The organism is Corallococcus sp. AB030, from assembly GCF_003668965.1.
Classification (GTDB): domain Bacteria; phylum Myxococcota; class Myxococcia; order Myxococcales; family Myxococcaceae; genus Corallococcus; species Corallococcus exiguus.
Genome location: NZ_RAWQ01000060.1, coordinates 1 through 19,162, shown reverse-complemented (window position 1 = coordinate 19,162; position 19,162 = coordinate 1). Strand labels below are relative to the sequence as shown.

15 protein-coding genes and 1 pseudogene are annotated in these 19,162 nt (G+C 68.5%); 13 read left to right on the top strand and 3 right to left on the bottom strand.

The window, feature by feature from the left end:
- Positions 1 to 4 precede the first annotated feature (4 nt).
- The 13 genes from D7Y15_RS16535 to D7Y15_RS16475 all read left to right on the top strand — a co-directional run bounded on the left by D7Y15_RS16535 (position 5) and on the right by D7Y15_RS16475 (position 14,916).
- Positions 5 to 901 carry a hypothetical protein gene (locus D7Y15_RS16535; RefSeq protein WP_120579049.1) on the top strand — a complete coding sequence of 299 codons (897 nt, stop codon included), beginning with the start codon at positions 5 to 7 and terminating at the stop codon, positions 899 to 901.
- Positions 902 to 1,037: 136 nt separating this feature from the next.
- A complete protein-coding gene (tssB, locus tag D7Y15_RS16530; protein ID WP_121753182.1) occupies positions 1,038 to 1,682 on the top strand; it encodes a type VI secretion system contractile sheath small subunit in 645 nt (214 codons plus the stop codon).
- A gap of 41 nt (positions 1,683 to 1,723) precedes the next feature.
- On the top strand, positions 1,724 to 3,211 hold the full coding sequence (gene tssC, locus D7Y15_RS16525; protein WP_120579047.1) for a type VI secretion system contractile sheath large subunit: 1,488 nt from the start codon (positions 1,724 to 1,726) through the stop codon (positions 3,209 to 3,211).
- A 55-nt stretch (positions 3,212 to 3,266) separates the two neighbouring features.
- A complete protein-coding gene (locus tag D7Y15_RS16520; RefSeq protein WP_120599257.1) occupies positions 3,267 to 3,851 on the top strand; it encodes a hypothetical protein in 585 nt (194 codons plus the stop codon).
- A gap of 86 nt (positions 3,852 to 3,937) precedes the next feature.
- The gene (gene tssK / locus D7Y15_RS16515; protein ID WP_120579045.1) at positions 3,938 to 5,188 is read left to right on the top strand and encodes a type VI secretion system baseplate subunit TssK; all 1,251 of its coding nucleotides are present in this window, start codon (positions 3,938 to 3,940) and stop codon (positions 5,186 to 5,188) included.
- A gap of 5 nt (positions 5,189 to 5,193) precedes the next feature.
- Positions 5,194 to 5,583 (top strand): GPW/gp25 family protein, encoded by a 390-nt coding sequence (locus tag D7Y15_RS16510; RefSeq protein WP_120579044.1) that lies wholly within the window; start codon positions 5,194 to 5,196, stop codon positions 5,581 to 5,583.
- On the top strand, positions 5,583 to 7,271 hold the full coding sequence (locus D7Y15_RS16505; protein ID WP_120579043.1) for a hypothetical protein: 1,689 nt from the start codon (positions 5,583 to 5,585) through the stop codon (positions 7,269 to 7,271). The genes D7Y15_RS16510 and D7Y15_RS16505 overlap by 1 nt, the downstream gene beginning before the upstream one ends.
- Before the next feature lie 13 nt (positions 7,272 to 7,284).
- Positions 7,285 to 7,911, top strand: coding sequence for a hypothetical protein (locus D7Y15_RS16500; protein ID WP_120579042.1), 627 nt, complete (start codon positions 7,285 to 7,287; stop codon positions 7,909 to 7,911).
- Between the two features lie 52 nt (positions 7,912 to 7,963).
- Positions 7,964 to 9,610 (top strand): type VI secretion system baseplate subunit TssF, encoded by a 1,647-nt coding sequence (locus tag D7Y15_RS16495; RefSeq protein WP_120579041.1) that lies wholly within the window; start codon positions 7,964 to 7,966, stop codon positions 9,608 to 9,610.
- Between the two features lie 12 nt (positions 9,611 to 9,622).
- Positions 9,623 to 10,264, top strand: a complete 642-nt coding sequence (locus tag D7Y15_RS16490; RefSeq protein ID WP_120579040.1) for a DotU family type IV/VI secretion system protein — start codon at positions 9,623 to 9,625, stop codon at positions 10,262 to 10,264.
- A complete protein-coding gene (locus D7Y15_RS16485; protein WP_233597241.1) occupies positions 10,261 to 10,578 on the top strand; it encodes a hypothetical protein in 318 nt (105 codons plus the stop codon). The genes D7Y15_RS16490 and D7Y15_RS16485 overlap by 4 nt, the downstream gene beginning before the upstream one ends.
- 1 nt (position 10,579) lies before the next feature.
- Positions 10,580 to 14,407 (top strand): type VI secretion IcmF C-terminal domain-containing protein, encoded by a 3,828-nt coding sequence (locus tag D7Y15_RS16480; RefSeq protein WP_120579039.1) that lies wholly within the window; start codon positions 10,580 to 10,582, stop codon positions 14,405 to 14,407.
- Positions 14,404 to 14,916: a hypothetical protein gene (locus D7Y15_RS16475; RefSeq protein ID WP_120579054.1), complete on the top strand. Its 513-nt coding sequence runs from the start codon at positions 14,404 to 14,406 to the stop codon at positions 14,914 to 14,916. The genes D7Y15_RS16480 and D7Y15_RS16475 overlap by 4 nt, the downstream gene beginning before the upstream one ends.
- Before the next feature lie 6 nt (positions 14,917 to 14,922).
- Here D7Y15_RS16475 and D7Y15_RS16470 read toward each other — a convergent pair whose 3' ends face one another.
- From D7Y15_RS16470 to D7Y15_RS16460, 3 genes and pseudogenes are all read right to left on the bottom strand, one after another.
- Entirely contained in the window at positions 14,923 to 17,046 is a 2,124-nt protein-coding gene (locus D7Y15_RS16470; RefSeq protein ID WP_121753181.1) for a hypothetical protein, read from the bottom strand.
- Positions 17,043 to 18,968, bottom strand: coding sequence for a hypothetical protein (locus D7Y15_RS16465; protein ID WP_121753180.1), 1,926 nt, complete (start codon positions 18,966 to 18,968; stop codon positions 17,043 to 17,045). The genes D7Y15_RS16470 and D7Y15_RS16465 overlap by 4 nt, the downstream gene beginning before the upstream one ends.
- A gap of 7 nt (positions 18,969 to 18,975) precedes the next feature.
- A pseudogene (locus tag D7Y15_RS16460) lies at positions 18,976 to 19,162 on the bottom strand (hypothetical protein); the annotation flags it as partial.

Below are 19,162 nucleotides of genomic sequence, written 5' to 3'. Positions count from 1 at the left end.
CCCCATGGCCCTGGAGCGCGAACAGCCGAACCGCAAGCTCACCGTCGAGGAGCGCATCAGCGAGCGCATCCGCAGCTTCGACGTGCCGGCCCTCCTGGATCTGCTCGCCAAGGAAGGCTACGGCGAGGCGGAGGTGGAGTTCCGCAGCCACCGCAGCACCGTGCACCAACCGCACCTGGTGCACGCCATTGAATTCACCCGCCACCCGCGCAAGCGCGTGGTGATCACCGTCAACCTGGGCCTGCTCAGTCTCCAGACGCCGCTGCCATCCTTCCTCTTCCAGGCCATGGATCGCCTGGAGCAGGACACGATGGCTGACTTCCTGGGTTACTTCGACCACCTGTTGCTGCGGACCCGGTTCGCGGGCCAGTTTCCTGATCGCGACGAATCCCTGCTGCCCGGCTGGGAGCACTCCACCGCGCACCGGCTGCGCCTGCTTCGCCTCGCGTGCCCCAGCAGCCTGCACTGGCTTTTCGCCAAGGTCTTCCCGGAGGCGGAGGTGGTGGTGCGCCGAGAGACTCGCCGCCAGCGCATCGAAGCCAAGGGCATCCGCCTGGGCGCCGCGGCGCTCGGAGACGGCAGCGCGGTGGGCGGCTTCGCCACCGTCCCCACGGGCGGGGTGGAGGTGCGGCTGTTCCTCAACGAGCCGCACTCCGGCACCGGCACCCCCTGGGCCGTGGAGGCACGCAGGCGCCTCAACGCCCGCATCCTTCCGAGCCTCGCGGAGACCCCGCTCGTGCTCGCCGTCATCCTGTGCCTGCGTGATCAGAGCAGCTACGCCCGGCTCATCGACGGAAGTCATCTGGGCTACGAACCGCTGGTAGGCGGTCCGGAGCAAACCCAGGAGGTCCTCCTGTTCACGGGGGACACCGCTCAACTGCGATCATCGGAACCTCGGTAGACCTGTCATGTCGGCTGGTTGACGGGAATTCCTGATCGCGCCTAGGCTGTAAATGTTCACTCGGCAGGGCGTACTCCCGGGGCGGCTCCAGTAGGACGGGGGGAATAAAGCGCTCTGCGATTGTCAGGGAGTCACCGTGGCCATTCAGGACCAGCTTCCCAAATCCCGCATCACCCTCACGTACCGGACCACCATCAACGGCGAGCAGGAGACGGTGAACCTGCCGTTGCGCCTCCTGGTCATGGGCGACTACTCGCTGGGGACCTCCGAGGACCGCAAGACGGACCTGGAGACGCGCAAGCTGCGCTCCGTGGACGGCCGCAACCTGGACGAGTTGATGAAGGACATGAAGATGTCCGCCAACTTCCAGGTCGCCAACCGCATCAACCCGGACGTGGAGGAGGAGCTGAACGTCACGCTCCCCATCGACCGGATGAAGTCCTTCCACCCGGATGAGATCGTCAAGCACGTGCCGAAGCTCAAGGCGCTGCTGCTCCTGAAGACGCTCCTCGTGGAGATGCAGTCGAACATCGACAACCGCAAGGACCTGCGCCGCGAGCTCTACGAGCTGTTCTCCAAGCCGGATGCGCTCAAGGAGCTGCTCAACGAGCTGAAGGGCTACGAGACCATGCGCCTGCCCGCCGGAGAGACGGCGAAGACGGACGCGCCCGCCGCCGGTGCCGCCGCCGCCGCTGGCAAGCCCGCCGGGGGTGCCGCCGCCGCCACGGCCGCGGTCGCCGCCACCGTCGCCGCGGGCGCCAAGCCCCCGGCCGCTTCCTGATCCGCCTTCCCAACCCCTTCGACTTCTAAAAGGACTCCGCCATGGCTGAGACCACCTACCTGAAGCGCCTGTTCACCAGCGTCCGGCTCGATCCGCCCCAGGAATCGGCGCCGATGATCACCACCAACTTCGCGCCCGCCGGCGACGAGCAGCAGGTCACCCTGGAGAGCCGCTTCCTCTCCAGCGTCGCCGCGCTGCTGCAGAACGTGGCCCCCGTGGAGGGCCCGGACAACACCGCCCGCTTCGACAAGGGCCAGGTGCTGGACGTCATCAGCCGCATCGATCGCATGATCGACGTGCAGATGAACGAGATCCTCCACAACGACACCTTCCAGAAGCTGGAGTCCACGTGGCGCGGCCTGGAGGACCTGGTCGACCACACCAACTTCAAGGCCAACATCGCCATCGACATCCTGGACGTCGCCAAGGATGAGCTGGCGGAGGACTTCGAGAACAACTCCAGCAACATCTTCGCCGGAGCGCTGTTCGACAAGGTCTACATCCAGGAGTACGACCAGTACGGTGGCCGTCCCTTCGGCGCCATCGTCGGCCTGTACGACTTCTCCTCGTCGCCCGCGGACCTCACCTGGCTGCAGCGCATGGCCAAGGTCTCCAACGCCGCGCACGCGCCGTTCATCTCCGCCGTGAACCACAAGTTCTTCGGCTGCGAGACCATCGAGGAGATGGAGGCCATCAAGAACCTGGAGGGCGTGCTCGCCCACCCGCGGTTCGGCCGCTGGAACGCGTTCCGCGACACGGAGGAGGCCGCGTACGTGGGCCTGACCTTCCCGCGCTACGTGCTGCGCCTGCCCTGGCACCCGGACAAGAACCCCTGCGACGTCCTCAACTTCACCGAGACGGCGCGCGGCGACTCCGACAAGTACCTGTGGGGCAACTCCGCCATCCTGCTCGCGCGCAACATGGTGAAGGCGTTCGAGATCAGCGGCTGGTGCCAGTCCATCCGCGGCCCCAAGGGCGGTGGCCTCATCTCCGGCCTGCCCGTGGACACCTTCTCCCTGCGCGGCCAGGAGGAGATCAAGGCCCCGGTGGAGATCGCCATCCCGGACTACCGCGAGTACGAGTTCGCGAGAAGCGGCTTCATCCCGCTCGTGTACCGCAAGGGTTCCAGCGACGCGACGTTCTTCAGCACCCAGTCCGCCAAGGTCTCCAAGACGTTCAAGGACCCCAAGGACTCGGAGAACTCGCAGCTCGTCACGAACCTGGCCTACACGTTCTCCATCACGCGTCTGGCGCACTACGTGAAGTGCATCATGCGCGACAACATCGGCAACACGGCGGACGCGCCCTACATCCAGCGCCAGCTGGACTCGTGGCTGTCCAACTACGTCACGACCGTGGCCAACCCGGACGACCTCACCGTGCGCCGCTTCCCGTTCAAGGCGAGCAGCGTGGCGGTGTTCCCGCGTCCCGGTGAGATCGGCTGGTACGACTGCAAGCTGGCCGTGCTCCCGCACATCCAGTTCGAAGGCCTCAACGTGGAGCTGATGCTCGAGTCGCGGCTCGGTTAAGCCGCATCCCACCTGGGGCAGGTGAGTGCCTGCCCCGCTTACCCTGGAGTGACAGATGCCCCAGTTTTCGCGGAACCTGGACGTGTATCAGGGCTTCAACTTCAAGAAGGACAAGCAGTCCCCCGTGGGCTACATCACCGCCATCACCATTGGCGGTCAGGCCCTGGCGCCGGATCAGGAGACCATCAAGGATCCTGAGAACCCGGACGCGGCCATCGGCGACAAGGTCGTCGCGGTGCTCAACCACTACCTGTGGGAGACGGGCGTGACGGACGCCATGTACTTCTCCGGCCAGGTGTCGGTGGCGAATAAGCAGAAGGTGGCGGAGATGCTGCTGGGCAACTTCAGCAACATTGAAGTCAACTTCAAGTACGTCATCTACGAGTACGACCCCATCGGGAAGAAGTACTTCAAGTCCAACTTCCTGGACGCGGAGATGAAGGGCCTGCTCGAGAAGAACGGCGACGACCTGAACATGTCCGTCGCGGACAACGAGTCGCGCGAGGTCCAGTCTCCCAAGAACTTCACGTTCCAGATTGGCATCAAGCCGCAGGCAGCCGAGCAGTCGCTGAACCTGGCGACCTCGTCCGCCAAGAAGATCGCGAAGAAGTGGGGCATCACCGAAGCGGCCGCCAAGTAGCGTTGGCCGCGGTCTGAGTCTAAACCGGGCTGGGAGCAGGTCTCGCTCCCGGCCTGGGTCAGGCGGGTGGAAGGAAAGAACGGCGTATGCAGCGGTACAAGCTCGCACGGGTCCGCTGGCACGTAGGCCAGACGCTTCTTCCGGAGCATTTCGTCGCGCAGGAGGACGCGCTGGACGCGGAGATCCGCCTCCATGCCACCCTGTCCGGCCTGCCGTCGTACGGCATCGCGAACATGGCCTGGAACGAGTCGCTCCTCCAGAGCGGCAGCCTGTCCATCTCCGCGCTCACCGTCGTCACCAAGGCCGGGGACCTGATGGACGTCCCGGGCAACTCCGTCATCGCGCCGCTGTCGCTGGAAGCCGTCGGCAAGACGGAGTTCATCGTCTACCTGCACGTGCTGAAGGAGACCGTCAGCGCGGAGGGCATCCGCCTGTACGCGGATGATCCGCCGGTCATCCAGCGCGTGCTGCACAAGCTGCAACTGTCCACGGAGCCGGTGCTGGACGGGACCGTCGCGTCCCTGGGGCTGGCCGCCGTATCCCAGGACGAGGACGGCGCGTGGCACACGTCCGCGGACTGGGTGCCCGCGCTCCTGCTCGTGGGGCCCAACCCCTTCCTGGAGAAGCTGCTCTCCACGCTGGATGATCTGCTGGATCAGGTGCGCCAGCAGCTGCTCACCAACATCTCGGACACGTACCTGCGCACGGACCGGCTCACCAACGCGCGCCGGGCGCTCTTTGAAGTGCAGCGGCTGATCGCGCTGCGCCGGGACATGTTCCGGCAGGTGTACGTGCACCCGTACCACCTGTTCGACGCGCTTCGCCGGCTGTACTTCGAGGCGTGCTGCTACCTGGAGATGCTCCCGGACGAGCAGATGCCGGTGTACCAGCACGAGGGGCTGAACGAGGCCCTGGGCGGGTGGATCCGCCTGCTCCAGCGCAGCTTCCAGCCCGAGGCCACGCGCTCCACGCACAAGGCCTTCCAGGCGAAGGAAGGGCAGTACCAGATGACGCCGCTGCCGCCGGAGATCCGCTCCGCCAGCGAGGCCTACCTCCTGGTGCAGCGCACCCAGCCCGGGGAGCGCACGCCGCTGGACGGCGTGAAGCTGGCCAGCCCCACGAGGCTGCCGCTGGTGCGCAGGCAGGCCCTGAAGGGCGTGCCCTTCAAGCACGTGCCGTATCCGTCCTTCCCGCACGCGCTGGGGCCGGAGATTGACTGGTACCTGCTGAGCAACGGCGAGGAGTGGCAGCACGCGCTGCGCGAGGACGGCCTGGCCTTCTACGTGACGCCCGCGCTCCGGGGCGCCCAGACGTCGCTGTTCTGGCGGAGGAGCTAGACGCCATGGCGCGCGCACCGTTCCTGGACAAGTTCGCGACTCGCAGGGAGCGCACCAACTCGCGCGACAGCCTGGAGCACGTGATGCGCAACATCGAAGCCGTGCTCAACACGAAGAAGGGCTACGGCTTCTTCATGCATGACTTCGGGCTGGGCGGGTACACGGAGAAGCTGGGCACGCGCGAGCTGGTGGAGGCGCTCACCGCGGAGATCCAGCAGGAAGTCACCCAGCACGAGCCCCGGCTGGTGGGGCCGGAAGTGAAGCTGCGCGGACGCGACAGCTCGCTGTGGCTGTACTTCGACTGCAAGGGCACCTTCAACGGGCAGCCGTGTCACCTGTCGCTGTTGTTCCACTCCACCACCGGCCGGGTGCGCGTGCAGGCGGAGGACACCTGATGGCCTTCGCCGACCGCCTGGACCTGGGCCTGACGCTCACCATCGGCGGGACGGCGCACGCCATCCCCTCGGCGGACGTGCTCGCCTTCGAGTTGGACCTGCACGGCTGGGGGCACGAGGGGAGGGTGGAGTTCCGCGTGCTCGACGAGACGGGGCACGGCGGACAGAAGCAGGACAAGCTGCTGGCGGACTTCCTCAAGCCGGACCTGGTGGAGGTGGCGCTGGAGCTGAAGGCCGTGCACTCCGATACGGCGACGAAGCCCACCTTCACGTCGCTGAAGGTGAAGGGGCTGGTGCAGGACAAGTCCCTCACGGAGGAGGGCGTCGCCCAGGCCAAGGGCGCGGGCATCACCTACCGGCACTACACCGTGCGCTTCGTGGACCCCGCGCGGCTCCTGTGGAAGCAGCATTACCCGTGCGTGCTCTACACGCAGAAGACGCTCCAGGACGTGCTGGACGCGCACAAGGGCGACAAGATCACCCTGGCCAACGACTGGGACGCGCAGCTGGCCAAGACGCTGCCGCTCATCTTCCTGGGCCTGTCCCCGGAGTCCGGCGCCAGCTTCTACGACTTCGTCGTCTGGTTCGTGCACACGCGCAACGGCGTGCTGGCGTACGACTACACGGCGCAGGGCTATCAGCTGCGCGCGGCGAAGGACGCCAGCCCCACGCCCCTCACGCTGCGCGCGGCGGACGTGGACCGCGTGTCGGTGGTGTTCCCGGAGGTCGCGCGCCACGATGTGGCCATCCTCAACGCGGCCGCGGAGAGCCCCAAGAACCAGGCCATCACCAACGCCCAGGCCGTCACCGGCGTCCGTCAGGACGTGCTCCTGCGCACGGACATCGCGGACGACGTGCAGGCCCGCGCCACGCTGGAGACGGCGCGCCTCAAGGTGCGCGGCCTGGAGGTGGAGCTCACCTGGAATCGCTTCCCGGCGGTGGCCTTCGCCCCGGGCGCGCTGGTGAAGCTGCCGGACACCGCGGGGTGGACGGCGGCGGGCGTGCCCGTCACGCAGGACTTCCGGGTGCGCCGGATGCACCTGCGCGCGGATCCGCTGCCCGTGGAGGAGGGGGAGATCCCGGCGGGCGGGGAGGCGTCCGGGCCCGGAGGAGAGGAGCCCACGCGCCGGCCCAAGCCGGAGAGCCGCTATCTCATCTCCTTCACCACGCGGCTGGAGAAGAAGGCCGAACTGCACACGGACCTGCCGCCCTTCACCGCGCCGGTGTTCCCGCGCTTCGTGGAGGGGCTCATCGTCAGCGAAGTGGGCGAGAAGAAGGACGAGACCTGGCAGGCGTACACGGACGAGGCCACGTCGCTGGACAGCTACAAGGTGAAGCTGCCGCTCTTCGCCAACCAGATCATCCAGGTGCCCTTCAACGCGAACCTCCAGCCGGGGCACTTCTACTTCCCGGCCTACAAGGGCGCCCGGGTGCTGGTGGCGCTGGACTTCCTGCGCGCGTGGCTCAAGCGCAACCTGGACTGGCGAGCGGGCGCGCGCCTGCCCTCGGACGGACAGGGCGTGCACCTGCTCGTCGGCAAGACCACGACGAGCGGCACGTCCATGCGGCACTTCTACGAGGACAACAAGCCGCTGTGGCGCCTGCAGCGCACGAACGAGAGCGACACGGAGAAGGTCGAGCTCAAGGAAGGCAACCTGCTCATCCTGGTAAAGGAAGAGTCCGCCTGAGGCGGGAGGGACGATGGGAGCTTCAGGACCGGGAGCGGCAGGAACGCTGGTCTGCAAGATCGAACTGGACAAGAAGGGGGGCATCACCGTCCAGGTCGAAAACGGGGATGATCAGATCACCCAGACCATCGTGATGGACGGCACCAGCATCACCATCACGGTGAAGGGCCAGCAGGAGACGAGCACCATCGTGCAGAAGCAGGACAGCATCGTGGTGACGGTGAAGGACCTGACGTTCGACACCGACACCATCACGATGAAGTCCAAGGGCGTGTCCAAGTGGACCAGCCAGGACACGTTCACGGTGGAGAGCACCAAGGACATGACGCTCAAGACGAGCGCGAAGCTCACGCAGACGGCCACCAGCGACGCGAAGCTGTCCTCCAGCGCGAACGTGAACATCGAGGCCACGTCCAAGCTGGCCATGAAGGGCAACATGGGCGCGGAGATGGTCACGTCCGGCGGCGAGGCCAAGGTGGACGGCGTGACGCTGAAGCTCGCCGGCAAGTCGCAGGCGGAGATGTCCGGCGCGATGACCAAGGTGTCCGGCACCGGCAAGCTCGATTTGGAGAGCTCCGGCATGGCGAACCTGAAGGGCTCCATCACCAGCGTGGGCGGCACCCTGGTGAAGCTGGGCTGAAGACGACTGACTCACACATGGCAACGACAGACGTACGGCGGGAGAGCGGGCGGTGAAGGACTTCTCCGAGAAGATCTACCTGGATTTCCTGTCGGAGCTGGACGGGCTGGAGCGCTTCCGTCAGCGCTTCCAGGAGCGGCACCCGGCGGCTCCGTTGGATCGCGAGGACCCGGACGTGCGCCGCCTCATCGAGGCGATGGCGTTCTTCTCCGTCCAGACGCGGCACGCCACGCTGCACAACCTGCGCTCCACCTGGCGCCGGCTGTTCGCGGGCTTCTTCGACTTCCTCCTGGAGCCCGTGCCCGCCACCGCCATGGCGCAGGCCGTGCCCACGGAGAAGATGGTGGAGCCGGTGCTCCTCACCCGGGGCACGGAGCTGCGCCTGACGCCCGCGGAAGGGGTGGCGGGCTCCTTCCGGCTCCAGCGCGACCTGCGCGTGCTGCCCATCTTCCTCAAGGGCACGGACGTGGTGCCCCAGGTGCGCAGCGGCCACCGGCTGATCCTCCGCTTCGAGTCCCGCTTCGCGCGCAAGGACGCCATCGACGTGCTCAGCCTGCACGTGCGGCACCTGGACGACTACCGCTCGTCGCTGGCGGTGTTTCATGCGCTGCGCAAGCACGTGAAGCAGGTGAGCGTCGTCTACGACGAGGAGGCGGATGAGCACTCCGTGGGCAGCCCCTGCGAGGTGTCCTTCAACCGGGATCCGCCCGCGCCGGACGACAGCGGCCTCTACGCGCATCCGTTCCAGCGCCTGCGCGCGTTCTTCCAGTTCCCGGAGCAGCAGCTCTTCGTGCACGTGAAGGTGCCGCCGCCTCGTGGCAGCTCCTGGATGCGCTTCTGCATCTGCCTGGACCTGGACAAGGACTGGAACGTCGGCCGCTCGCTGCACCCGGACTTCTTCCAGCTCTTCACCGTGCCGGTGGTGAACCTCAAGGCGGAGCCCGCGCAGGTGGTGGTGGCGGACGGCACGCGCGCGGAGCACCCCATCATCAGCATGAGCGCGGGGCGCGAGTTCTCCCTGCACTCGGTGACGGGCGTCTTCGAGATGACCAAGGTGGGCCTGGCCCCGCTCAGGCCCGCGTTCCTGCCCGGCAAGGGCCCCAGCTACGAGGTGGACGAGACCTTCGACGAGAAGCTCGCGTCCCGGCAGAGCCTCATCGTGCGCATGCCGGAGGCCTTCACGGCGCCGCGAAAGATCGTCCTGGAGGCGCTGTGGCACCAGCCGCAGTTCTCCGCGCAGGCGGCGGGCAGGGTGGAGGTGTCCGTGCCGGGCCGTCACATCGAAGGCTTGAAATGGCAGACGGTGGGCAGCCTGCAGCCGCACCGCGACAGCGTGCTACGGGATGATGTCGAGGCGTTGACCCAATTCCTCGCGTGGAAGGCCAAGCCCACGCTGGGCCGCGACGAGGTGGTCGCCCTGCTGGGTCACCTGGGGACCCCCGCGGAGAGCCCGTTCCGCCGCGTCCTTCCCTGGCTCAAGGAGTTGAAGTTCAGTGTGGTGCCCGACAGCGCTCTCAAGGGTTCGGGGATCCGCCACGCTTACGAGGCCGTGATGGAGCCCTTCGACCAAAGCTTCGAGCCTGTCGTCATCTGCTTTCTTGAGCAGTTGAGGGACCTGCTTGATGCTTGGAACAACGAGGCGACTGTTGATCTCAAGGCCTCGGTGGCGGGATTGGGACCGCTACAGCTTCCAACATAGACAAACACACGCATGAAACTGGAGCATTGGAACGCACTCCTGGCCACGCAGCGTCGCGTGCGTCAGCTCCTCGACCGGGCACTGCCCGCCGAGCCCGCCCCGGGTGCGCGCCGGCCGCAGGGCAGGGTGGGGCCGGAGGCGCTGGGCCACCTGGAGCAGGCGCTGATGGTGGAGCTGGAGCGCCTGCGCGCCGCGTTCGGCGCGGACATGCGCCCGGACGAAGTGGAGGATCTGATCCGTCCCTTCGTCTACTTCCTCGATGAGTGGGTGCTGCGGCGGCTGGCGGACGCGGAGCAACATCTCTGGCCACTCCTGCAGCAGAATCTGTTTCAGGTTGATGCAGGCGGAGACCTCTTCTACGACTTCGTGGAAGAGAAGTTGCGTCGCAACGATACCCCCTCCATCGTCTTCGAGATGATCCGCTTCTGCCTGGCCGCGGGCTTCACGGGCCGCCTCGTGGGGCAGCCGGAGCGCATCCGCGAAATCAAGGACCGCATCTCGCAGCGCATCCCGCAGCCGGCGGCCATGGCGCCGTCCGCGCCGGTGGTGCCCGCGGCGGTGCCCACCGTCTATGACTTCCCGGTGCACTACTACGCCGTGACGGCGGCCATCGTGCTGGGGCTGCCCATCTTCCTGTGGTGGGTCTCCAATTGAGGCCCTTCCCGACACACGACGCACGGCCTCCCGCGCCGGCGCACAAGGCTCCACCCAAGACGCTCGCGCTGCTGGACGCGCTGGAGCAGCAGGTGGGCTCGGAGCTGGGGTCGCTGAAGGAGGGCGTGCAGCCGCTGCTGGACTCCGTGCGTGAGGGCCTGGTGGCGTTGGATCCACCGGGGGATGGAATGCTTCCGTCGCCGCAGGAGCAGGAGAAGCTGCGCGCGAAGCTGACGTCCACGCTGGAGGAGGCGGAGGATGTCCTCGAAGCGCTCCAGTTGGCCGTGAAGCCGGGCGGAAGGAGCGGCGGCTGACGTGGGCGCGATCCAGTCCATGCTGGCGGCATTGAAGGCCCACTGGGTGCTCGTGTTGGGCATCGTGGTGGTGCTCGCGGCCATTGGCGTGGGCGTGACGCTCTGGTGGCGCAAGCGGCAGCAGCGCGGCCCGTCGCTCGCGGGCGAGCAGAAGCCGCTCGGGTCCGGGCAACTGCTGGCCATCCGCAAGCAGTTCCTGGCGAAGCTGCCGTGGCGCTTCCGCGCGTCCGTGCGGGACTTCCCCACGCTGGTGGTGCTGGGCCCGGCGGGCAGCGGCAAGTCGGACCTCATCGAAGCGGAGGTGGACTGGGAGCGGCAGCAGCGCCAGTTCATGCCCAGCTACACGGACGACCCGCTCCTCAAGATGTTCCTGGGGCCGGAGGTCGTGGTGCAGGAGCTGGCCGCTCCCGTGCTGGAGGATGACTCACGCCACGCGCGGCGTGCGCTGCGCCGGCTGTGGAAGGCCACCTTCGGGCGCCGGCACGTGGGCCGGGCCGTCATCGTCCTGAAGGTCAACTGGCTGCTGGAGACGTCTCCGGACGAGGTGAAGCGCGTCACCCAGCTGCTGCGCGGCAAGGTCAATCTGTTGTCGGAGGTGTGCCAGTCGCCCGTGGAGACGCGGCTGGTCCTCACGCACATGGACACGCTGGACGGCTACGCGGACTTCGCGCAGCTGCTGCGCCAGAACGGCGTGCCGCTGGAACTGACGGTGCCGCCGCCCGGCAGGGAAGGGGAGCTGGGGGAAGCGCTCCAGCCCATGGAGAAGTACCTGGCGCTGGGGCTCACCTCGCTGGCGCCGGACGCGTTCGAGCGGCTGGCGGCCTTCTACTCGCGCGGCGGCGAGGCGTTCGCTGCGCTGGGACGCTTCGTGTCCACGCTGTTGGAGGGCGGCTCGCTGGCGTACCCGCTGAAGCTCCAGCGCGTGTACCTGTCCTCGGGAGGGGCGGATGCCCGGCCCACCGGGGCGCTGGCGGTGCAGGCGGATCAACCGGCGGAGCTGCTCGTCCGGGACTACCGCTGGACGCACCTGCGCCGGTGCGCGGCCATCCTCGCGGTGGGATGCCTGCCGGTGCTGCTGGCGTATGGGCACTTCTACCGGCTGCTCCTGCGCGCGCAGGACAAGCTGGACGCGTTCCAGGTGACGGTGCAGCGGCTGGAGGATCGCAACCAGAGCGTGTCCGGCTCCGTGGTGGAGTCCCAGACGACCGACGCGGTGAAGGCGATGGAGGACCTCTGGGGCGCCACGCGCTACTGGCCGCCCCTGGCCCACAGCTTCACCGACGAGTGGGAGGAGCTGCGGGCGCGGCTCGCGCGCAGCATCCGGATGTCCTACCTGAAGCCGATGCTGGAGAAGTGCCAGGACCAGTGCCGGCGCTGCCCGAGCCTGATTCCCGGCTGCCAGCCCGCGCCCGCGTTCGCCAGCCGGGGCACGCGCGCCACGCCGCTGATCCCGGCGCCCTCGGTGGATGACAGCTGCCACCTGGAGACGCTGTGCCGTCCGGAGCAGGTGCTCTACACGCTGGGCGTGCTGTACGCCTCGCGCAATGAGGCCCTGGGCCAGTTCGTGCTGCGCAGCGTGCAGGGGACGCACAAGAAGCAGCTGGGGTGGACGACGGAGGCCTTCGGGCTGAGCCTGGCCAGCACCGACCAGGAGCACAACTGGCTGGAGGCGATGGGCCTGGCGGAGCCGATGATCGCCAACTACGTCATCGCCAGCGACAAGCCCTTCGACGAGAACGTCCCCTGGACTCGCTGGCCCTTCGCCTGGCTGACGATGGATGGCCTGCTGGGCCCGTGGCGCGACCACTTCATGCAGCTGCAGGACACGCTGGCCGCGAAGGAGCTGGATCTGGCCCGGTGGCGCGCGCTGGCGGACGACCGTGAGCGCCTGCGCGCCTCGCTGGCGGAGAGCGCGCCGTACAGCTCCGCCCGCAAGGTGATGGACCTCATCAACGCGTCGGACGCGGAGCCGGACGCCAGCCAGCTGAAGGGCGTGGGCAGCCTGTTGGACTCGCTGGACTGGCTGCGCCAGAACCGCCAGACGCTGGAGGCCATCCTGCGCATGGAGGACGAAACGGACGCCGCCCTGCGCGCCGCCGCCCGCATGACGCCCGCGGAGCTGCTCACCCGCGCGGACGGCCTCTTCGCCCCCAGTGACGGCGACGCGCGCTACCAGGTGGAGGTCCTCCGGCGCGACTTCGTGTTCCGCCCCATGGACGTGTCGCGGCAGCTCCTGGACAAGACGCTGCGCTCGCTGAAGGAGACGGGCCGCACGCCGTTCAACGCGGATTCGTTCAACCCGCGCGCGGGCGAGACGACGTCGGAAGTGGCGACCGAAGGGGTGGGGGACGACGACACGGAGTTCACCAGCGGGACGCTCCCGGTGGTGGGCAAGGTGCTGGGCAAGGCCGCCTTCGAGGCGCAGCTGGCCCCGCTGGTGGACGAGTTCACGGAGCGGCTCGCCAAGTCCAGCCTGTCGCGCGAGGAGGCCGTGGAGCGCGCCACCTTCGTGCAGGGCAAGGTGCAGACCTTCGCGAAGCGCTACGGCCAGGACCTCTACGCGACCTACCGGGGCTACCGTTTCCGCACCACGCCGCGAGGTTCGCTGTCCAGCGACCTGTCCGTGCTGCTGCAGCCGTCGTCACCGCTGGAGGCGATGCTGCGCGACGTGGCCACCCGCGCCAGCGTGGGCCCGCTGGAGAGCGAGTACTACGCGCCCATGCGCGACGCGGTGGCGCCCTTCAAGCCGATCGTGCAGCTGATGACGCCGGACAAGAGCGGCGCGATCGTGGAGCTGGCGGCCTACACCACGCTGGTGTCGCAGCTGCAGCAGGAGCTGTCTGGCGCGAAGCCCGCGGCCGCGAAGCCCGCCGCGCCCAAGGACCCCGCGGCGCCTGGAGCCGCTGGCGCGACGGCGTCCTCGGCGGGGTCGCAGCTGGCGGAGATGCTGTCGCCGGTGGGGCGCGTGGCGCTGAGCATGCTGCTGGAGGAGGAGGACTCGTATCTGCGCCGGGTGGACGCGTGGCTGGATCAGCACGGCCTGGTGGGCGAGTTCCGTCAGCCGTTCCGCCAGCCCTTCATCGTCGTGCGCAACCGGGGCCGCGCGGAGCTGGAGCGCGTCATCGCGGAGCAGTGGACCTACCAGGCCCGCCGCACGCTGGACCCGCTGGTGAAGCGCTATCCGTTCAACCCCAGCGCGTCGCAGGAAGTGGATCCGGTGGAGCTGGAGGTGCTGCGCCGCAAGGACGGGGCCTTCTGGGGCTTCGTCACGCAAGTGCTGGCGCCGGTGGTGGAGGAGCGGGGGACGGACTGGTCGGTGCGCTATCCGCTGAAGTCCCGGCTGCTGCTGCCGCCGCGCATGCTCTCCGCGCTGGGCCAGCTGGGCCGCCTGTCGAAGCTCCTGTGGGACGACGAGGGCAAGGCCCGTCCCATCGCCATGCAGGTGCGGCCGCTGCCGCTGCCGACGGCGCCCACGCCGGACAGCTTCGTGACGCTGTCGTTCCTGAAGTGCGGCGGGGCGGCGTCATTCGGCTTCAACCAGCGGCCGGCGTGGGGTGATTTCCCCCTGAGCTGGTGGAGCCCGCAGCCGTCGTCCATCGGCGTGGAGCTGCGCTCGCCGCAGCGGGATGGAAAGCGCTACCGCTCCATGGAGATGTCCGAGTCGTCCTGGAACTGCTTCCGCCTGCTGGAGTCCGCGACGCTGACGGACCAGTCGAACGTGGTGTGGGTGCTGCCGGGTCGCGGGTTGGCGGCGAACGAGAAGGTGCTGGAGATCAGCTTCGGGTTGCGCGGCGAGCCTTGGGCGCCATTCCGTGGGGTGGTGCCATGAAGGACAGGGGCGTGAGGCTGGCGGCGGGTCTGGTGACAGCGGTGGTGGTGGGCAGCTGCGCGGCGCCCAGCCTGACGGTGAACGTCAACGCGCCCGCGGGCACCAACCAGGGCCGGCCGCTGTACATGCTCATCCGCACGGTGTCGAAGACGTCGATGACGGAGGGCTACGCGGACGTCGCGGCCAAGGTCATCAGCCCGGACGACTCCGTGCTCCAGACGGTGGTCATCTACCCGAGCCGCACGAAGCAGGTGAAGATTCCCCTGCCGCCGGAGCAGGCGGTGGCGGTGAGCTTCCTCTTCACCACGCCCAACGGCGCGTGGCAGGCGCTGCTGGATGTGCCGGTGCCCAAGACGGTGGACATCGAGCTGCAGGAGAGCCGCATCCGCACGGACCTGCAGAAGAGCCTGTCCGCCCAGGACTCCGCGCCGGCCCCGGTCGGCCCTCCGAAAGCCCCGGAAGCGCCCAAGGCGCCCGAGCCTCCGGTGACCCTGGCCTCGCCCAAGTAGAAGGACTCAGGACGCGAGCGCGTCCAACTGGGGCCCCAGCGCGTTGAGCGCGGACGTCACCCGGCCGTTCGCCGCCGTCACTGGCTTCGCGAAGGCGCCCCCCTGGAGCTGGGTGCCAATCGCGTCCAGAGGGGAGAGGAGCTGCGGCTTCTGCCCCGTGGCCTGGGTGGAGATGGAGTCCACCTGCGTCTGGGCGCCTGTCTTCAGGCCCTCCGCGCGCTGCTTGAAGGCCGCGAGCGCCGAGTCCGCCTGGGTGGCGAGCGACGTGTCCGCGCTCTTGCGAGCCTGCTCCAGCGACGTCAGCCCGGCCGCCACGGACGTCTTCGTGCCGCCCAGCTGCGAGTCCAGCCGGCCCTTGGCGGACGTCACCTGGCCCTCCGCGGAGTCCCTCGCCGTCTGCATGGCCTGCACCGCCGCGTCGATGCCGGAGCGCACCTGCGCGTCCAGGGCCTCCAGGCGCTGGGGCACCTGCGTGTCCAGCGGCGTCACCCGGGCGGCGACCTGCTGCTTCATGGTCTCAATCTGCTGCACGCCCTGGTCCTTCACGGTGCCAATCTGCGTGACGGCCGCAGCGACAATCTGGCCCACCTGCGCGGTGGCCTGCTCGATGCCCTGGAGGATGGACTGGGTGAGCGTGCCCATCTGCGTCACGGCCTGCGTCGTGGCCGCGTCAATCTGCGTCTGGGCCTGGGTCTGCACCGTCTCCACCTGCGACACGATGGTCTTCTGCACCGCCTGGAGCTGCGTGCCCACTTGAGAGGAGAGGGTGCCCAGCTGCGTGGTGATCTGCCCCACCACCTGGCTGATGCCCTGCACCGCGGGGTTCACCAGCGGCTTGGGCAGGTCCGCGGCCGGGATGGCGTCCAGGAGGCCCATGGCCCGCTCCAGCAGCGACTCCAGCGAGCCGACGATCTGCTGGAAGAGGGTCTGGAGCTGCTCGAGCATCTGCGGCAGCGCTTCGAACAGCGCCATCACCTGTTGCTTGAGGGCGCTGATGGTCGCGACCAGCGTGTCCAGCGTGGTGAAGGCCGCCTCCAGCGTGGCCTTCAGCGGCGCCTTGACGGTCTCCACCGCCGTGAGCGCGCCCTGCACCACGCTGTCGATGGTGCCGCTCACCGTCTTGATGGCGGTCTCCACCTGCTTCTGCACCTGCTCGATGAGCTTCTCCACCGCCGTGAGCTGCGCCGTGACGCTGGCGACCTGTCCGCCAATCGTCTTGCCCAGCGTGTCCAGCGCTCCGTCCGCCTGCGTCTTGCCCGCCGTCAGCGACGGGGCCACCTGGGTGTCCAGCGGATCCACGATGGCGGCCGCCGCCGCCGCCGCGGCCATCAGCTGATCCACCAGCGTCTTGCGCTGGCCCTCCAGCACGGACTGCTGTTGCTTGTGGGTTTCCTTCGCCGTGGTGCCCGCGTTGAGGATCTCCTGGTGCAGCGTCTTCAGCGCGCTCACGGGGTTCTTCACCGCGCCGTCCAGCGTGGAGGTGAGCTGGGTGCTCCGGCCCGTCGCCGCGTCGCGCGACGTGGTCAGCCGCACCAGCACCGCCGCCAACGCCGCCGTGAGGGTGGACCCCACGCCCGTGAGGTCCTGCGTGAGCTGCGAGCGCGTTTGATCAATCAGCGCGTAGCCCTGCGCGCGGCGGGCCTCCGTCTCCTCCTTGGAGCCCTTGCGCTTCGCGAGCTTCGCGTCGAAGGACTTCTTGTCCGCGTCGCACTTCTGGGCCACCTGCTGCTGGAGCGCGGTGAGCTGTCCCTGCGACGACTCCACGGACGACTTCGCCTGCGCCTCCATCCCCTGGCTCTTCGCCGTCGCTTCCTTCCCCAGTGACTCCGCCTGCGTGCGCGCCGTGGTGCTGGAGGCGGTCAGCGTCTGCTGGTGGCCCGCCACCTCCGTGGCCAGCGCGTCGAAGCGAGGGGAGGGGTCCGCCAGCGTCACCTTCGTCGCGTTCACCTGCGTGAGCAGCGCTCCCAGCGACGCGCTGATGGAGGGACGGAGTGCGGCGACCTGCTGCACGACGCCCTGGGCCAGGGTCTCCACTTCGCCCTTCGCGGTGGCGAGGCGCGGCGTGATGCCGGAGCCGAAGCCCTCCACGGTTGCCTTGTGCTTCGCCACGGTGGCGCGCAGTTCGTTCATTTCAGCCCCGCGAGCGCGGCCTTGGCTTCAGCGGCTGCGCCGGAGAGCGCGCCCGTCTGGCCATCCACGCCGTTGAGCGCGCCAGTGAGTTTGGCGCGGGATTCAGCGGCCTTGCCCTTCACCTGGGCCTCCGCGGCGGAGAGGGCCGCGCCCGTCTCCTCCGTCGCCGCGTTCAACTTGGAGTTCACCGCCGCCGAGGACTCCTTGTACGCCGCCGTCGCGTCGCTCACCGCGCCGTCCACGCCCGCGGTGAGATCGCCCTTCGCCGTCTCCACCTGCGGCGTCACGTCGTACGTGGGCGTGGTGGCGGCGCCGCCGGGGTTCTCCTTCGTCTGGATGAGCAGGTGCCCTTCCGACAGGCGGATGATCTCCGTGTCGTTGGAGTTCACCCGCCCCAGGTTCCACACCGGCTTGTTGTCCTTGAAGTCGTGCGTGAGCGCCGTCTGGTTCGCGCCGTTCTTGCCGAAGAGGATCTGATCGCCCTGGCTGTCCTGGGGCATGCGCACGCCTTCGCCCCAGTCCAGGAAGCGGTGCAGCGCCGCGTGGTCGAAGTGCAGCGCCACCAGCACCCGCTCGTTCTTGTACGGCGGGAAGTAGAACTCCCCCGGGAACTCACCGGGCTCCGCCGGCACGCTCACCGTCTTGTTCCACAGGGGAATGGCCACCCGGTAGTTCGTCACGGACGTCTTCTGATCATCCACCTGCAGGTAGATGCGGTCCGTGGCCTCGCCGCCGGGGCTGTGCATCTTGCCCTCGACGTAGATGGGGTAGCGGGGCGGCCGGTACGCGGGCAGCTCCGGCACCGGATCCGACTTCTGCTCCAGCAGCACGGACAGGGAGACCGTGTAGCCCTGCATCGTCTCCTGCTGCCCGTCATGCGGACCGGCCTGGAGCCCCACTCCGTCGAAGGCCAGCTCCGCGACGCGATGGTCTTCCCCCAGGCCCGTGAGGTCCGGGCTCCACCGCCCGCCGTCCAGCTTGATCAACGCCCCCGGGTGCAGCGCGATGGGCGGCACGTCGGAGAACGTCAGCCGCAGCCGCCGCTTGCGCACGCGCAGGCGCCCCTTCTCCACGGACTGACGCTGCTCCGCCTCCGTCGCGATGGGCGTGCGCACCAGCATGTCGTGCTGGATGCCCGCCACCGACTGGGACTGCTCCAGCGCCACCGTGGTTGCCCCGGCCCCGAAGCCGTTGAGCACCCGCGTGCTGTGCCGGATGACGGGCGGCATCTCCACGTCCACGCGCGACACGTGCTTGCGACTGAGTCCGGTGACGGTGCCCGTGGCCAGCTTCTTCGCGGAGAAGGTGTACGTGTCCTTGGGGCTGTCGTAGGTGAGCACGCCGCCGCGCGTGTCCACGAACCAGAGGACGAAGTCGTAGAAGCTCGCGGCCGCGTGGTCGTCCCCGATGCCCAGGCACACCACGGCCTGCTTCGCCTCCAGCGCGTCCCAGTCGTAGGTGAGCAGCAGGCCGCCGGGCTTGTGCGCGTCCAGCAGGTCCGACAGCTTCTTCGCCGTGTGCAGCTCCACCGGGCGGTGCTGCTTCCAGAGCACGCGCGCGGGGTCCTCGAAGAGGACCGTGTACTGGCGGAAGGCCACCGCCACGCTGTCCTTGTTGCCGTGCGCGGTGCCGCTGACGCGCTTCTCCGTGACGATGCCTTGCACCACCAGCGGCGTGGGCGGCGGGTTGAAGACGCCGGACAGCGCCAGCCGCACCCGCACCAGGTCCGGCTTGCTGAACGCGGTGAACAGCGCCGCGTCCGCCTTCTCCAGCGAGGTCCAGAACGTCAGCTCGCAGCTGAAGCCCGTGGGCGTCATCCGCAGCGAGAAGTCCCGCACCTGCCCACCGGGAATGGCGAAGGCCTGCTCGCCCGCGGTGACGGTGAGCTCCAGCTTCAGCTTTTCGGAGAAGAGGAGCGTCATGCTGTTTTCACCGTGCCTTTGCCTGGACCTCTTCGCGGGTCAACGCGCCCCGGGCCTCCAGCGCGTCCATCATCGCGCGCATCACGCGCGCCTGCTGCGCCACCATGCGCTCCAGGTCCGCCACCTGCTGCGTGAGCGCCTCCACCTTCGACGCCAGCTCCACGTCGCGCACCACCGGCGGCGGGGTGGGGGGG

Coding starts and splice junctions, on each gene's coding strand:
- D7Y15_RS16520 (WP_120599257.1), top strand. CDS start 3,267: ATGCCCCAGTTTTCGCGGAACCTGGACGTGTATCAGGGCTTCAACTTC.
- D7Y15_RS16535 (WP_120579049.1), top strand. CDS start 5: ATGGCCCTGGAGCGCGAACAGCCGAACCGCAAGCTCACCGTCGAGGAG.
- D7Y15_RS16475 (WP_120579054.1), top strand. CDS start 14,404: ATGAAGGACAGGGGCGTGAGGCTGGCGGCGGGTCTGGTGACAGCGGTG.
- D7Y15_RS16510 (WP_120579044.1), top strand. CDS start 5,194: ATGGCGCGCGCACCGTTCCTGGACAAGTTCGCGACTCGCAGGGAGCGC.
- D7Y15_RS16470 (WP_121753181.1), bottom strand. CDS start 17,046: ATGAACGAACTGCGCGCCACCGTGGCGAAGCACAAGGCAACCGTGGAG.
- D7Y15_RS16490 (WP_120579040.1), top strand. CDS start 9,623: ATGAAACTGGAGCATTGGAACGCACTCCTGGCCACGCAGCGTCGCGTG.
- D7Y15_RS16505 (WP_120579043.1), top strand. CDS start 5,583: ATGGCCTTCGCCGACCGCCTGGACCTGGGCCTGACGCTCACCATCGGC.
- tssK (WP_120579045.1), top strand. CDS start 3,938: ATGCAGCGGTACAAGCTCGCACGGGTCCGCTGGCACGTAGGCCAGACG.
- tssC (WP_120579047.1), top strand. CDS start 1,724: ATGGCTGAGACCACCTACCTGAAGCGCCTGTTCACCAGCGTCCGGCTC.
- D7Y15_RS16465 (WP_121753180.1), bottom strand. CDS start 18,968: ATGACGCTCCTCTTCTCCGAAAAGCTGAAGCTGGAGCTCACCGTCACC.
- D7Y15_RS16500 (WP_120579042.1), top strand. CDS start 7,285: ATGGGAGCTTCAGGACCGGGAGCGGCAGGAACGCTGGTCTGCAAGATC.